This is a genomic window from Propionibacterium sp. (assembly GCF_047719395.1).
Lineage (GTDB): Bacteria > Actinomycetota > Actinomycetes > Propionibacteriales > Propionibacteriaceae > Propionibacterium.
On the sequence record NZ_JBDNTB010000013.1, the window covers coordinates 16,882 to 30,508 of the forward strand.

The 13,627-nt window shown below is 65.9% G+C and carries 15 protein-coding genes; 3 read left to right on the plus strand and 12 right to left on the minus strand.

All coding sequences use genetic code 11. The features are described 5' to 3' along the window. The first annotated feature begins 17 nt into the window (after positions 1–17). Genes cobT through ABF648_RS03675 form a run of 3 tightly spaced genes read left to right on the plus strand, consistent with a single transcriptional unit; the run spans position 18 to position 2,595 of the window. Positions 18–1,121 (plus strand): nicotinate-nucleotide--dimethylbenzimidazole phosphoribosyltransferase, encoded by a 1,104-nt coding sequence (cobT, locus tag ABF648_RS03665; RefSeq protein ID WP_415630937.1) that lies wholly within the window; start codon positions 18–20, stop codon positions 1,119–1,121. Next, complete coding sequence (gene cobU / locus ABF648_RS03670) at positions 1,121–1,819, plus strand: bifunctional adenosylcobinamide kinase/adenosylcobinamide-phosphate guanylyltransferase (RefSeq protein ID WP_415630938.1); 699 nt, start codon at positions 1,121–1,123, stop codon at positions 1,817–1,819. Before cobT ends, cobU begins: the two co-directional genes overlap by 1 nt. Beyond that, the gene (locus tag ABF648_RS03675; protein ID WP_415630939.1) at positions 1,816–2,595 is read left to right on the plus strand and encodes an adenosylcobinamide-GDP ribazoletransferase; all 780 of its coding nucleotides are present in this window, start codon (positions 1,816–1,818) and stop codon (positions 2,593–2,595) included. The genes cobU and ABF648_RS03675 overlap by 4 nt, the downstream gene beginning before the upstream one ends. On the opposite strand, the gene ABF648_RS03680 is transcribed toward ABF648_RS03675, so the two are convergent. From ABF648_RS03680 to ABF648_RS03735, 12 genes are all read right to left on the minus strand, one after another. Beyond that, positions 2,565–3,623 carry a YihY/virulence factor BrkB family protein gene (locus ABF648_RS03680; RefSeq protein WP_415630940.1) on the minus strand — a complete coding sequence of 353 codons (1,059 nt, stop codon included), beginning with the start codon at positions 3,621–3,623 and terminating at the stop codon, positions 2,565–2,567. The genes ABF648_RS03675 and ABF648_RS03680 overlap by 31 nt on opposite strands. Continuing rightward, on the minus strand, positions 3,620–6,571 hold the full coding sequence (gene gcvP, locus ABF648_RS03685; protein WP_415630941.1) for an aminomethyl-transferring glycine dehydrogenase: 2,952 nt from the start codon (positions 6,569–6,571) through the stop codon (positions 3,620–3,622). Before gcvP ends, ABF648_RS03680 begins: the two co-directional genes overlap by 4 nt. Before the next feature lie 25 nt (positions 6,572–6,596). After that, positions 6,597–7,205, minus strand: coding sequence for a MerR family transcriptional regulator (locus ABF648_RS03690; RefSeq protein WP_415630942.1), 609 nt, complete (start codon positions 7,203–7,205; stop codon positions 6,597–6,599). A gap of 199 nt (positions 7,206–7,404) precedes the next feature. Then, positions 7,405–7,866, minus strand: a complete 462-nt coding sequence (locus ABF648_RS03695; RefSeq protein WP_415630943.1) for a bifunctional nuclease family protein — start codon at positions 7,864–7,866, stop codon at positions 7,405–7,407. A gap of 37 nt (positions 7,867–7,903) precedes the next feature. Continuing rightward, positions 7,904–8,605 (minus strand): MerR family transcriptional regulator, encoded by a 702-nt coding sequence (locus ABF648_RS03700; RefSeq protein ID WP_415630944.1) that lies wholly within the window; start codon positions 8,603–8,605, stop codon positions 7,904–7,906. After that, the gene (locus tag ABF648_RS03705; RefSeq protein WP_415630945.1) at positions 8,605–9,093 is read right to left on the minus strand and encodes an FHA domain-containing protein; all 489 of its coding nucleotides are present in this window, start codon (positions 9,091–9,093) and stop codon (positions 8,605–8,607) included. Before ABF648_RS03705 ends, ABF648_RS03700 begins: the two co-directional genes overlap by 1 nt. Before the next feature lie 98 nt (positions 9,094–9,191). Next, positions 9,192–9,575, minus strand: a complete 384-nt coding sequence (gene gcvH / locus ABF648_RS03710; protein WP_415630946.1) for a glycine cleavage system protein GcvH — start codon at positions 9,573–9,575, stop codon at positions 9,192–9,194. 92 nt (positions 9,576–9,667) lie between these two features. After that, positions 9,668–10,282 carry a CDP-alcohol phosphatidyltransferase family protein gene (locus tag ABF648_RS03715; RefSeq protein WP_415630947.1) on the minus strand — a complete coding sequence of 205 codons (615 nt, stop codon included), beginning with the start codon at positions 10,280–10,282 and terminating at the stop codon, positions 9,668–9,670. 123 nt (positions 10,283–10,405) lie between these two features. Beyond that, positions 10,406–11,542 (minus strand): glycosyltransferase family 4 protein, encoded by a 1,137-nt coding sequence (locus tag ABF648_RS03720; protein ID WP_415630948.1) that lies wholly within the window; start codon positions 11,540–11,542, stop codon positions 10,406–10,408. After that, entirely contained in the window at positions 11,539–12,417 is an 879-nt protein-coding gene (locus ABF648_RS03725; RefSeq protein ID WP_415630949.1) for a hypothetical protein, read from the minus strand. The genes ABF648_RS03720 and ABF648_RS03725 overlap by 4 nt, the downstream gene beginning before the upstream one ends. After that, positions 12,414–13,037 (minus strand): phosphatidylinositol phosphate synthase, encoded by a 624-nt coding sequence (pgsA, locus tag ABF648_RS03730; protein ID WP_415630950.1) that lies wholly within the window; start codon positions 13,035–13,037, stop codon positions 12,414–12,416. Before pgsA ends, ABF648_RS03725 begins: the two co-directional genes overlap by 4 nt. Next, positions 13,030–13,626 (minus strand): HIT family protein, encoded by a 597-nt coding sequence (locus ABF648_RS03735; RefSeq protein WP_415630951.1) that lies wholly within the window; start codon positions 13,624–13,626, stop codon positions 13,030–13,032. Before ABF648_RS03735 ends, pgsA begins: the two co-directional genes overlap by 8 nt. Position 13,627: the final 1 nt, after the last annotated feature.

Below are 13,627 nucleotides of genomic sequence, written 5' to 3' on the forward strand. Positions count from 1 at the left end.
AGAACCGAGGTTCTCCCTTGTCAGCGACACATAACCAGATCTTGCAGGAGACGATCGACGCGATTGCGCCGATCGATGCGGAGGCGATGAAGGCCGCGGAGGACTACCAGCTCCAACTCACCAAGCCGCCGCATTCCCTCGGCGAGCTGGAGGATCTCGGCGTGCGCCAGTGCGCGGTGACCGGTCAGTGCCCCCCGCCGTTGCCCGAACCCGCCTTCGTCGCCGTCTTCGCCGGCGATCACGGTGTGCAGGCCCACCATGTGTCCCCCTGGCCGCAGGCGATCACCTACGAGATGGGTGCGAACATGGCGGCCGGCGGTGCAGCGGTGAGCGTGCTCGCCCGCCATGCCGGTGCCGACCTGCGCATCTACAACGTGGGAATGCTCACCTCGCTGCCCGAATCATCGTCGGTGGTCAACTGCCCGGTGGTTCTGGGCACCGCGGATCTGTCGCAGGGCCCGGCGATGCTCCGTGAGCAGGCCATCGAGGCCATGGTGATCGGCATCACCGCGGCGCGCGATGCGGTGGCGAGCGGCCATCGCGCGCTGGTGCCCGGGGAATTGGGCATCGCCAACACGACGCCGGCGGCAGCCCTCATCGCCGCCTACACCGGTTCCACGGTGGAGCTGGTCACCGGCCGCGGATCCGGCGCCGACGACGAGATGCTTGCCCGCAAGATCGACGTCATCTCTCGTGGCCTCGAGGTGAACCATGTCGGCCAGCTGGACGCACTCGGGGTGCTCGCGGCCGTCGGGGGCGCCGAGCATGCAGCCATGGCAGGATTCATGCTCGCCGGAGCAGCCGCCGGTGTTCCCGTGGTGCTCGATGGTGTCATTGCGGCCTCGGCGGCGTTGGCCGCGGTGCGGCTGTGCCCTGCCGCGCGCGACTACCTGTTTGCCGGGCATCGCGGCGCCGAGCCGGGATGCGGCATCGCGCTGGATGCCCTCGGCCTGCGTCCCATCCTGCAGCTGGGCCTGTGCCTGGGAGAAGGTTCGGGAGCCGTGACCGCGCTGCCGATACTGGTCGCCGCGGCCAAGATCATGGCTGAGATGGCCACTTTTGACTCCGCCGGGGTGGGATCCGAGCACGAATCCCTGGAACCCGCCGGTGGACAGCACTGATGGCCACGGTGAGGCTCGACATTCCCGACGACCCGCGAGCCTGGGCACTGGTCGGGCAGCTGCGTGAACTGGGAGCCACACCCGTCGATGCGGCACCACGGCGGCCACGGAGAACGCTGGTCACCGGAGGCGCCCGTAGCGGCAAGTCCAGCCACGCCGAATCACTGCTGCGAGGTGAATCGGTGGTCGACTATGTCGCCACCTCGGCGCGCAACGAGGATGACCCGGAGTGGATGGCGCGGATCGCCGCACACATCGCCCGGCGCCCGTCGAGCTGGAACACCATCGAGACCATCGATGTCGCCTCTGTGCTCACCACGCCCGGGCCCGCAGTGCTGGTGGACTGCCTCGGCGTGTGGCTCACCCGCATTCTCGACGAGACCGGCTTCTGGTCCGATCCCGATGCCGCTTCTGACAAGGTCGACCAGTATGTCGCCGAGCTGGCCGCTGCGGTGGCCTGCACGAAGCGACGCGTCATGCTGGTGACCAACGAAGTCGGCTCCGGTGTGGTCCCGGCCACCGCATCCGGGCGCGCCTTCCGCGACCGGATCGGCATCCTCAATGCCAGCATCGCCGATGCCTGCGATGAGGTGGTGCTGTGCGTGGCAGGGCGTGCTCTCAGCCTGCCGGCCACGAGCACCCGACCCATCGCCCCGATACCCGAGAAGCCTGAATCCAGCGAGGAGACCCACTCGTGAGCCGCACCTGGGGTCCGCTGGCTGCATGGGGACTGTTCACGATTCTGCCGGCCCCGGTGGTCGAGGAGATCACCCCGGACATCGCCCGGCGCGCGCTGCACGCGATGCCGCTGGTGGGACTGGGATTGGGTGTGATGGCCGGTGCGGCAGCAACTCTCGTGACACTGTTGAACGGCGGGCAGCCGCTCGTGATGATCGCCGGATTGGCCGTGCTTGCCATGTCCACCGGATGCCTGCATCTGGATGGCCTGGCCGACACCGCCGATGGGCTGGGTTCGCGCAAGCCCGCCGAGCAGGCCCTGGAGATCATGCGGCAGTCCGACATCGGCCCCATGGGTGTCACGGCCATCATCCTGGTGCTCGCGTTGGAGATCGCCGCCGCAGCCTCGCCGCATCTGGGCGGCTGGCACGGCGTCTGGGTGCTGGTGACCCTGCCGATGGTGGCCAGGGTGGCGCCTCTGGCAGCATCGGGACGCTGGGTCCCCTCTGCCCGCAAGGAGGGCTTCGGAGCGCTGTTCACCGGTCTGACGAGCCCCTTCACTCTGGCGGTCGTGATGGCGGCCGTGCTCGTGGTCTCGGTCGTCAGCGGCCTGTGGCTGTTCGGTCCACACACCGGAATCGCCGCTGCCATCGCCTGCCTGGCAGCCTGGGGCTTCGAGGCCGCGTGGCAGCGCCACATCGTGATGCGCCTGCACGGTGTCACCGGCGACGTCTTCGGCTCGCTGGTCGAGATGACCGGGCTGGTCTACCTGCTGGTGCTCGCCGTCGGTGCTTGAGCCGCGTTGGCCGCGTCACGCTGCTTGTCGGCAGCCTCCCAGTGACCATCCACCGCGAGCACATCGTCACGATTGCGCAGCGGATCGTCGAACTTGTTCCATTTCAGAGCAACTGCCGGTTGATTGTCGGTCGCGATCCAGGCGGCGATGAACAGCACCACTCGGGCGAGGATGTTCATGAAGAGCAGCGCCACGATGACGGACGCACCCCACACCGCAGCACTGCGATTGCGGGAGAAGACCACGGTCAGCTGTGACGCGGTGGTCTGGAGTCCCCAGACCACCGCAGCGGCAATGCCACTACCGATCCACACTGCACGCTTGGGGGCCTTCACCTGCGGCAGCACAGTGTAGACGAGATATAGGATCAGCGTGCCGCCCGCGATCGACACCAGCGCTGAGATCACCCGCACGAGCCATTCAAGGCCACCGAGTCCCGTCAGCGGCGGCCATGAGAAGAGCCCTCTGCCCCATCGTGCGAACAACGAGGTGAGCGCGAAGTCCATCAGCACCAGGCCCAGCAGGGCCAACATCATTCCCAGGTTGATGAGCATCTCCAGAGGCCAGAAGCGCTTCTTCTCCAACCGATCGAATTCAGGACGCCACATGGCCCGCACGGCGCTCTTGAAATTTCGCATCCACACCGCGCCGGACCACGCCCCGATGGCCAGACCCGCCATCCCCACCCCCTGCCAGTGGAACAGGTAGATGTTCAGGTATTCGAGCACCGCGTCGCGTACCGGGCCGGTGGTCAAATTCGCCTGCACGACAGTACGCACGGTCTGCATCACATCGGGACGCAGCACGGTGAGCACGAAACCCAGGGCGCTGAAGCCGAGCATCAGCACCGGCACTGACGACACGACGGAGAAGAAGGTGATGGCGCCGGCGAATGCATTGCCCAACCGGTATGTGAAGCGTTGCCCGGCCCTGCCCAGGTGCGTGGCCCACGGATGGTTCCCCAGCCAGTTGATGCCCCATGTGGCCCATCGGCTGATCCACGCCGGAAGTGAATCCTGTGCGCTCACGACACCTCGTAGGCATCTGGCGGTGGGCAGGCGCACATCAGATGACGGTCACCGTATGCTGCGTCGATCCTGGCGGCCGCAGGCCAGTACTTGTCGCCCGATCCACCCTCGACTGGCCCGGTGCGGCGCCCCGCAGGGAAGCCCGCAAGGGTCCGGCTGTAGGGATGCGGCCATTCGTCAGCGCTGACCCGAGCCAGGGTGTGCGGCGCGTTGACAAGCGGATTGTCATCGGCGGGCCACCTCTCCTGGACTACGCCGTCGATCTCTGCGCGAATCGCCAGCATCGCATCGCAGAAGCGGTCCAGTTCGCTGCGATCCTCGCTCTCGGTGGGTTCCACCATGAGCGTGCCCGGTACCGGGAAACTCATCGTGGGCGCATGGAAGTTGTAGTCGATGAGTCTTTTCGAGATGTCCTCCGCGCTGATGCCGGACACCTTCGTGAGTTCACGGCAGTCCAGGATGCACTCGTGGGCGACCAGGCCGTGTTTTCCCGTGTAGAGAACCGGGTAGGCCTTGCTGAGACGATGGGCGATGTAGTTGGCGTTGAGCAGTGCCACCTGGGATGCCCGGCGCATCCCCTCTGGGCCGAGCAGGGCGATGTATGCATAGCTGATCGGCAGCACCCCGGCCGAACCGTAGGGTGCGCCGGCCACGGCGCCGCCCCGTGTGATCGCCGGATCCGCAGGCTGGGAAAGTTGGGCGGGCTGGGCCATCGGGTGGCCGGGCAGGAAGGGTATGAGGTGGTTGGCCACCATTACCGGGCCCACGCCGGGGCCGCCACCGCCGTGCGGGATGGCGAAGGTCTTGTGCAGATTCAGGTGGCTGACATCTCCGCCGAAACGCCCGGGCTGCGCCAGCCCGACAAGGGCATTCAGGTTGGCTCCATCGATGTACACCTGCCCCCCGGCGTCGTGCACCATGGCGCACAGCGAGGTGACGGTGTCCTCGAAGGCGCCATGGGTGCTCGGATAGGTGATCATCGCCGCGGCGACGCGACCCGCATGGCGCTCCAGTTTCGCGGCGAGATCGGCCAGGTCGATCTGGCCGTCCTCGGCGGAACTCACCACGACGACCTCGAGCCCTGCCATGGCTGCCGATGCGGCATTGGTACCGTGCGCCGAGGCCGGGATGAGGCACACCGTGCGCTCGGTCTCACCGCGGGAGTTGTGGTACGCGCGGATCGCCGACAGCCCGGTGAACTCGCCCGCCGCTCCCGAGTTGGGCTGCAGGGAACAGCCGGCGTATCCGCTGATGGCCTCCAGCCACCCGGACAGTTCGTCGATCAGGATCCGGTAGCCCTCGGCGTCCTGATCTGGTGCGAAGGGGTGCAGATCGGCGAAACCGGGCAGGCTGATGGCCTCCAGTGCCACCGCCGGGTTGAGCTTCATGGTGCAGGAGCCGAGTGGGATCATCCCGGTGTCCAGCGCGTAGTCGCGATTCTGCAGGGTTCGCAGATAGCGCATCATCCGGGTCTCGGAGTGGTAGCTCGTGAACACCGGATGGGCCAGAAAATCATCGCTGCGCCGGTCGGCGCCCAGACTCCCCCACAGCTCGGCTTCGTCAGCGGGTGATTCCTCTGACCTCGCGCTGGCAAACCTGAATGCCATCACGACGTGGTTCAGGTCTTCTTCTGTGGCATCCTCACCGATGCTCACACCCACGGTGTCTGCGTCCACCCGGCGCAGGTGCACACCCAGCTCGCGTGCCCGGGACACCACCTCGTCGGCCCTGCCCGGCACCGGAACCGTGAGGGTGTCGAAGAAGTTCTCGTGCACAGGCTGCAGCCCACCGGCCACCAGCACCCCAGCGAGCTGTCGAGCCCGGTCATGCACCCGGCGCGCGATCGCCTGGAGCCCCTCGCGGCCGTGCCAGACCGCGTACATTCCCGCGACGACGGCGAGCAGCACCTGGGCTGTGCAGATGTTGGAGGTGGCCTTCTCCCGGCGGATGTGCTGTTCGCGGGTCTGCAGCGCAAGCCGATAAGCCACCGCACCGTCGGCGTCCTTCGAGACGCCCACCAGGCGTCCCGGCAACTGGCGGGCCAGCTCGCTGCGCACGGCGATGTAGCCGGCATGCGGGCCGCCGTAGAACAGCGGCACGCCGAGACGCTGGGTGCTGCCCACTGCGATGTCGACACCCCACCGGCCAGGCGGCACGACCAGTGCAAGGGCCAGCAGATCGGCCGCAGCAATGACCAGGGCACCCGCCTCGTGCGCGGCCGCAGCCACAGCTTCAAGTTCACCGGTGGACTGCATGCGCCCGTCCACGGTGGGAGTCTGGACGACCACAGCGAACGCCCCGGCCAGCGCTTCCGCGTCGTCGAGCTGCCCGGTACTCACGATCTCCAGGCCGAGGGCATCCATCCTGGTGCGAAGCACTGCCAAGGTCTGCGGAAGCAGACCTGAGTCGACAACGACCCGGTTCCCCTTCCCCCGGGTGGCACGATGCGCCAGGGCCACCGCCTCGGCCACCGCAGTGGACTCGTCCAGCAGCGACGAACCGGCGATCGGCAGAGCCGTCAGCTCGGCGACCATGGTCTGGAAGTTGAGCAGCGCCTCGAGCCGGCCCTGGGAAATCTCGGGCTGGTAGGGCGTGTAAGCGGTGTACCAGCCGGCATTCTCCAGGATGTGGCGCCGCAGCACGGCAGGTGTCACGGTGCCGTAATAGCCCATCCCGATCATCGCCCTGTGTGGCTGGTTCAGCCCCGCAAGTTCAGCGAGCCGAGACTTGATGGTCTGCTCACTGCCCGGTGTGGGGAGATCCAGCGATCCCTCCATCCGGATCTGGGGTGGCATTGCCAGATCGGCGAGCTGATCGAGGGAATCCAGCCCCAGATCGTCCAGCATGGCGCGCTGATCCGCAGGGCTCGGCCCGATGTGGCGTTCACTGAACCCGTGACCAGAGGGGCGTCTGTGATCCTCGGCGGTTGCGCTCCCGGGCCATCGCATGTCAGGAGTCTAGCGAGCAGCAGCCTCAGGACGCCGACTGCTGCGTGTGCTTGCGGCGAGCCATCGACAATTCATCATGACCATCACCGGCCGGGCGCCCGTCAGGATTCTCGCGGGCCAATTCCGTGCTGGGAAGCTCCGTGAGAGAACCCTCGATCTCATGCACGACGCCGTCGATGGCGATCGCGAACATGCCCTGGCCACCGCGCAACAGGTCGAAGACCTCGTGCTCGGAGGTGCATTCGTAGACCGAGACTCCGTCGCTGAGGATGGTGACTCCGGCGAGCTCCTGATTTCCCCTGGCATGCAGGTAGTCCACGGCCGTGCGGATCTGCTGCAACGAGATGCCTGCATCGAGCAGGCTCTTGACCACCTTGAGCATGAGGATGTCACGGAAGGAGTACAGCCGCTGGGTGCCCGATCCACCGGCGGAGCGGATGCCCGGGGTGACCAGGCCGGTGCGTGCCCAATAGTCGAGCTGACGATAGGTGATGCCTGCGACCCGGCTGGCGGTGGGACCCCGGAAACCCGCGTCTTCGGGGACACGGGCGAAATCACCCTCGAAGAGGGCGTCCTGACAGGTGGCCTTCGCCACCGCCTGTGAGGCTGGGTCGGTCACGCTGGCCTCTTTCATCAGTCGATGCAGCCGGGGAGGTGCGCTGCTGCAATCCTGACCGTAAGCGTCCGACCGGGTGCAGCGCAACGACATTCGGGCCCGATCGGCAACGTGTCGTGCTCATCGGCGCCGCCTCGGACACCATTCGCCGCGTGACCAACCAGCAGACCACGGTGCGTCGAAGGGCTGCCGGCAATCGTGGCCGCCCGCGTCATGATCATTTCTCGAAGTCCCCGGGATCGACCTCGTCCAGAAAGCTCTTGAACTCCTCGACGACATCCGGGTCCTGGTCGAAGGCCTCGATACCCAACTCGGTGAGCAGTGTGTCGGAGCAGGTCAGAGGGAAGTCGAGCACGCTGGACAGGGCGACGATGTCGGACAGCCGTCCGGGGATCTCCTTGCCGTCCACGAACAGACGCGCGGAGAAGGCTCCCTCCTCCCAGCCGAAGATCTCGGCGCTGAGGGAGTGCGGGTGCAGGGCGCGGACCATTTCGGCGAACAGCTGGAAGCTGCGCGCCGAACCCCCTTCGTCCCCGTCGGAGACGCCCAGCAGCGTCGCGGCAGCGACCGCGTCCACCCATACGGGCAGCAGCCTGGTGTTGTCGGTCTCGCGGAGCAGCAGCACCGGCTGGTCACCGGACTCCATGACACGCAAACCGACGAATTCAAGTCTGGCCATCTCGACGCACCAACCTCTCCCAGCGTTCCAACCTATTTCAGCGCTCCAGCATGGTGTACATGAGGGCGGCGTGTGCGTGAATCACCAGCTGGCAGAGCTCGCTCACCAGCTGCGCCGCCTCTGGATTGTTCCGGACGAATGGCTGGGCGCCCTGCTCCACCAGTCCCGCCTCCCGCTCGGCGGCCTGTTTGATCGCCCTGAGGTGCCGGGTGTCCATGCCGTAGACCTGCAGCTTCCTCGCCACGATACATATCATCAGGGCTTCGCGCCCGTAATAGGTGGAGTTGTGCCGAGGCATCACCAGTTGCTGACGCTCCAATTCGATGAGGCGAGCCTCCGACAGCCCGGAGCCCTTGAGCAACTCACGCCGGGTCAGTCTGAGCGGACGCCCCGACCGGCCTGCACCCGGTGGCACCGCAGCCTGCACTGGCTGCGCGGCAGGCTGAGCTGACGGTTGGGGAATCGGTTCGGGTGCGGCAGGTTGCTCCCCGGCATCCATGCGTTCGAGGTTTTCCCGGATGACTTTCAGCGGCAGGTACTGGTCGCGCTGGGCGCGCAGGATGTAGCGCAATCTCTCGATGTCCGCCTCGGAGTATTTGCGATAGCCCGACGGTGCGCGCTCAGGCGACACCAGGCCCTCACTCTCAAGGAACCTGATCTTGGAGATGGAGACGTCGGCGAATTCCGCCTTGAGAATGGTGAGAACCTGGCCGATGCTGCGCAGCGTCGGCTGGGCCATCAGCGCAACCCGTGCGCGCTCACGAAGAAGACCATGCGGAACTTGCCGATCTGGACCTCTTCACCAGGACGGAGTTCGGCAGAGCCGTCCACGAGCGTCCGGTTCACATAGGTTCCGTTGAGGCTGCCCAGATCGGTGATGGTGATGCGATCTTCATGCATGTCGAAACGAGCATGGTGCCGTGACACCGTGATGTCGTCGAGGAAGATGTCGCAGTCAGGGCTGCGGCCCGCGGTGGTCTGCTCCTGGTCGAGCAAGTAGCGGGCCCCCACGTCGGGGCCGCGGGTCACGATGAGCAGTGCATTGCCCTCTGGCAGTGCACTGACCGCAGCGCTGTCCTCAGCACTGATCTCGGAGCGGGGAATGTCATCGTCGACGACCGGGATCACCGAAGTGGTCTCGGAAGGGCTCCCCAGGGGGACCCCGCAGTTGGCGCAGAAATTGCTTCCATCGGGGTTCTTGAAACCGCATTTACCGCAAACCATCATGGTGCGAACTCTCTTCTCCCAAAGATTTCTGGCCGCTCACAGTCACCTTACCGACTTACAGCGAACCTTCTCAGGTGCTTTCCTCAGCCACCGGCCCCTCACTGGGCGATGAGCTCCTCATACGCTGCTGGGCCGAGCAGCGCCTCGACACCGGACTCGTCAGCCATCTCGACGTCGAACAGCCATCCCTCATCGTAGGGAGAGGCGTTGACGGTCTCCGGGGAATCCGCGAGTTCCTCGTTCACGGCGCTGACGATGCCGGTGACCGGAGCGTACAGATCAGAGACGGACTTGGTGGATTCCAGCTCCCCGCAGGCATCACCTGCCACGATCTGGGAGCCGACCGTCGGCAGTGCGACATAGACGATGTCGCCCATGGCATGCGCAGCATGCGCGGTGATCCCCACTCTGGCCGTCGCACCCGCGCGACGAACCCACTCGTGCTCGGTGCTGAACAGCAGATCTGGTGGAACGTCGACCATGGCAATTCCTCTCTGGCGGTGGGACCGGGCCCACGGGCAGCCTACTCAATCTTCCCGTACCCAGGAGGAATGCATGACGGGGACTACGCACGCTATGACGAACGCGGCACGGTCATCAGCATTCTGGTCTGGCGTGCATAGAGCAGACCCGCCCACCAGTACAAGAAGGCACCCCACAATGCGAAGGCCCAGCCCACGACCTGCGCCGCCGGCGACCAGGACCATGGGCCGGCGCCGAGCAGCACCAGGGGCAGGGCGTACAGCAGACAGAATGTTGCCGCCTTGCCGACGAAATGCACTGGCAAGCTGGTGTACCCGACGGTCTTCAGGGCTGGCACAAGGCAGAGCATGAGCACATCCCGGGCAATCAGCACCGCCAGGAACCACCACGGGATGATGCCACGCGCGGCGAGCCCGACCACGGTGGCCGCGATGTAGAGCCGGTCGGCCACCGGGTCGAGCATCTGGCCGAGCCTGCTCACCTGGTGCAGGCCCCGCGCCAGACGCCCGTCCAACCAGTCAGTGGCACTGGCGGACGCCAGCAGCACGATGGCCGCGACATCGCGGTGCATGAGGATGAGCACGAGGAAGACAGGCACTCCTGCCAGCCGCAACGCGGACAGCACATTGGGCACAGTGACGACGGCATCGGTGTCGTAACTCTTGTCCTGCACGGGCTGACCGCTGTGCTGAGGATCGGACACCACCTCAGACTAGGCGACTCCCCCCTGCACCGCTATGACAACTGTGCCGCCACGACAGGGTTCAGCAACCAGAGCGGCAGATCTGAGGAAGCGGGGGGCGCGATGAGGATTCCTGTGCACTTCGATTCATGCCGGGCCGATCTCCTTGTTCCGCTCCCGGGCAGAATTCTGCTGGGCAATCACGTACATGGCGACCACCTGCGGCCCGATCACCGACCAGTCGAAGCTGGCGGCCTGCGCCCGGCCGCGCTCCAGACGTAGATCACGGGGCTCAGCCAGGGAGCGCAGGATCGCCCGCGATGCGCTGGCCGAGTTGCCGATCTGAAACTGCTGACCCACCACGCCCTGATCGTCGGTGAGTACTTCGGTGAAGGCGCGCAGATTGGCTGCCACCACCGGCGCACCACAGGCCATCGCCTCGAGCAGCACGATACCGAAGCTCTCCCGGCCGGTCTGGGGGGCGATGTAGACATCGCTGCTCCCGAGCCAGCGGTTTCGCGCCATGTCGTCCAGGCCGCCGAGGAAGCGGACGCCCTCCACCGACCGGGACGAGCCGTTGCCGATCACGACGACATCGAGATCCGGATAGTGGGCTGTCACCAGCGGCAAGGCGGCGGTGAGCACTTCGAACCCCTTGCGCGGTTCGTCGTACCGGCCCAAGAAGGTGAGTCTGGGGTGCTCCCCACCGCGCCACCGCCCGCTGACCGGTGCGATCGGATAGTCGTCAATGTGAATGCCGTTGCCGATCACCACCGGATGCACGCCGCGGTGGTGCTGGGCCACCGCGGCTGCCTCGCTGGACACCGCGATCGAGGCGTCAATGCGGGAGACCACCCTCGGCAGCAGCCGATTGGCGATGGTGATCGCCCCCACCGCGGGCGTGGCGGTGTGAAAGGTGGCAGTCACCGGGCAATCGGTCAGATACAGCGCCAGCAGGCAGATCGTCGGTGCCACCGGCTCATGGAGATGGATGACATCGAAATGCCCCTCATCGAGCCATTTCTTCACCGTGAGCGCCGGACCGACACCGAAATTGATCCGCGCCACCGAGCCATTGAAGTTGACCGGCAGCGCCCGCCCGGCGGTGACGAACTCGGCAGGCTTGAGACCTGTCTCGGCCAGCAGCGCCGGGCTGGCCTGGCCGGGAGCGATGATCGAGATCTCGTGCCCCTGCTCCTTCAGCCATCCGGCAAGGCCCAGCACATGGTTCTGCACCCCACCTGGTCGGGAGAACGAGTAGGGGCAGACGATGCCCACCTTCATGGCGTCACTCCCTTGAAGAATCTCTGCAGCATGTGCCAATCCGTTGGATGGGCGCAGATCTGTGTGGCGAAGAAATCGGTGAGCCACTGGCTCGCGTCGATCAGACCCTGCCTGCCGGGGGCCACCTCGACGGGCCCGGCGAGCACCAGGTGCAGTTTTCGATGTTCACCGAGATAGGTTGCCGCGCCCATCAAGGGATGCGGGCCCTGCTGTGCCAGCATCGCAGGCCCCGGAGGAAGCGTCTGTTCCATCGCACCGGCGGCGAAATCCCATGTCACGGGCACACCGCGGCGCCCGAAGTCACGGTCCGAGACGAGACTGACCAGGCGGCCCTCGTCGAGGTCGTCGCGCAGCAGTTCGAAGACATGACGCTCCGCGGTGCTGTAGATCTTGATGCCCAGCTTCTCGCGCAGCAGCCGGAAATACTCGAACTGGCCATCGGGCAGTGCCTCTGCCACAGAGGTGACCGGCAGTTCCTCCAATCCGCCATAGGCGCCGACCAGATCCCAGCAGCCCATGTGCGGCAGCGCGATGACCAGACCACCCTGGCTGCACAGATCCTTCAGCCGCTGCCACGCAGGAGGATCGTCGACGATGACCTTGCGACGGATGCGCCGGGGTGACCAGTTGCCGAGCTGGAGCGAGATCATCACATTCTCCAGCCACGACTTCATGGCCTTGCGCACGACGGCCTGAGAAGGCGCCTCGCCGGTGACGACCTCGTAGTTCATCGCCAGCTGACGCACCGGCCTGGGACGCCTGGCCACCAGCACCGCGATAACGATGTGGCCGATCGGGCGCCACAGCCATTGGGGCAGATGCGCCCCGATCTTCATGGCGTCGAGCGTGTTCAGTGATCGTCGGTGACGGCTCACTTCGTCTCGTCCTGGTGTGCGTCGGCGACGACCTGACCACGCACCAGCGTCATCCGCTGCCCCACGGTGATGATTCCCGCGATGGCAAGCACGATCAGTGCGACGGGCAGCGCCCAGCCGATGCTCAGACCCGTCAGGAAGGCGCCGAGCAGGCCCACCAGCAGACGATCGGAACGCCCGGCCAGGCCGCCGTCCACCGTGAATCCAAGGGACTCGCCGCGGGCCTTCGTGTAACTGGTGACCTGCCCGCAGACCAGTGCGACGATGGCAAGGGTGGCCCACAGCGTGTTGTAGTCCTTGCCCACGTAGTAGAGGGCGAGACCACCCATCACCGCCCCGTCGGCGATCCTGTCCAGGCAGCTGTCCAGGAATGCTCCCCATGAAGAACTCGTCTTGGACATCCGGGCCATGATGCCGTCGAGGGAGTCGGAGAATATGAAGACCAGCAGGAGGAGCGTGCCCTGCCACAGCCAGCCACGGGGGAAGCACACCAGCGAGACGACGACGACCCCGATGGTTCCGATCCAGGTCACCATGTCGGGGGTGATGTTTGCCTTCAGCAGCCGCGCGGCCGCCGGTGACAGCACCTTCGTCCATCTGGAGCGGAGATGCTCAAGCATTGTTGTCCTCCTGTGAGGGGCCGAAATCTTCCACCCATGCCTGGGCGAAAAGCGCCCGGGTGTCCGAGAGCAGTTGCGGCAGCGCCTTCGTGCGGCCCACGACCGGAAGGAAATTGGCGTCGCCCTGCCACCTGGGCACGATGTGCTGGTGGAGGTGCGCCGCGATCCCCGCTCCGGCCACGGACCCCTGATTGATGCCCAGGTTGAATCCCGCTGGGCGGGAGACGTGCCTGATCACCTGCAGGGACTGCTTGGTCAGCGTAGCGATCTCGGTGCTTTCCTGCTCGCTGGTCTCCCAATATCCGCTGACGTGCCGGTAGGGACAGACCAGCAGGTGGCCCGGGTTGTAGGGATACAGATTCAATATGGCGAAGGCCTCCCGGCCCCGGCGCACGATGAGCGCATGCTCATCATCCTGATGCGGGGCGCAGCAGAAAGGGCACTCATCAGACGCAGCATCCTGGGGCTTGTTCTCCCCTTGGATGTAGACCATTCGATAGGGCGTCCACAACCTCTGGAGGCTGTCGGGCACGCCCGCGAGGTCTTCGCCAGAATCGACCTCGACGGGCGTGTGCCCGCTACGAGCCACC

Bases quoted from the DNA above. Each gene is read 5' to 3' on its own strand.
- cobU (WP_415630938.1), top strand. From the start codon at position 1,121: ATGGCCACGGTGAGGCTCGACATTCCCGACGACCCGCGAGCCTGGGCA.
- gcvP (WP_415630941.1), bottom strand. From the start codon at position 6,571: ATGCGATGGCCCGGGAGCGCAACCGCCGAGGATCACAGACGCCCCTCT.
- ABF648_RS03690 (WP_415630942.1), bottom strand. From the start codon at position 7,205: ATGAAAGAGGCCAGCGTGACCGACCCAGCCTCACAGGCGGTGGCGAAG.
- ABF648_RS03695 (WP_415630943.1), bottom strand. From the start codon at position 7,866: ATGGCCAGACTTGAATTCGTCGGTTTGCGTGTCATGGAGTCCGGTGAC.
- ABF648_RS03700 (WP_415630944.1), bottom strand. From the start codon at position 8,605: ATGGCCCAGCCGACGCTGCGCAGCATCGGCCAGGTTCTCACCATTCTC.
- ABF648_RS03705 (WP_415630945.1), bottom strand. From the start codon at position 9,093: ATGATGGTTTGCGGTAAATGCGGTTTCAAGAACCCCGATGGAAGCAAT.
- gcvH (WP_415630946.1), bottom strand. From the start codon at position 9,575: ATGGTCGACGTTCCACCAGATCTGCTGTTCAGCACCGAGCACGAGTGG.
- ABF648_RS03720 (WP_415630948.1), bottom strand. From the start codon at position 11,542: ATGAAGGTGGGCATCGTCTGCCCCTACTCGTTCTCCCGACCAGGTGGG.
- pgsA (WP_415630950.1), bottom strand. From the start codon at position 13,037: ATGCTTGAGCATCTCCGCTCCAGATGGACGAAGGTGCTGTCACCGGCG.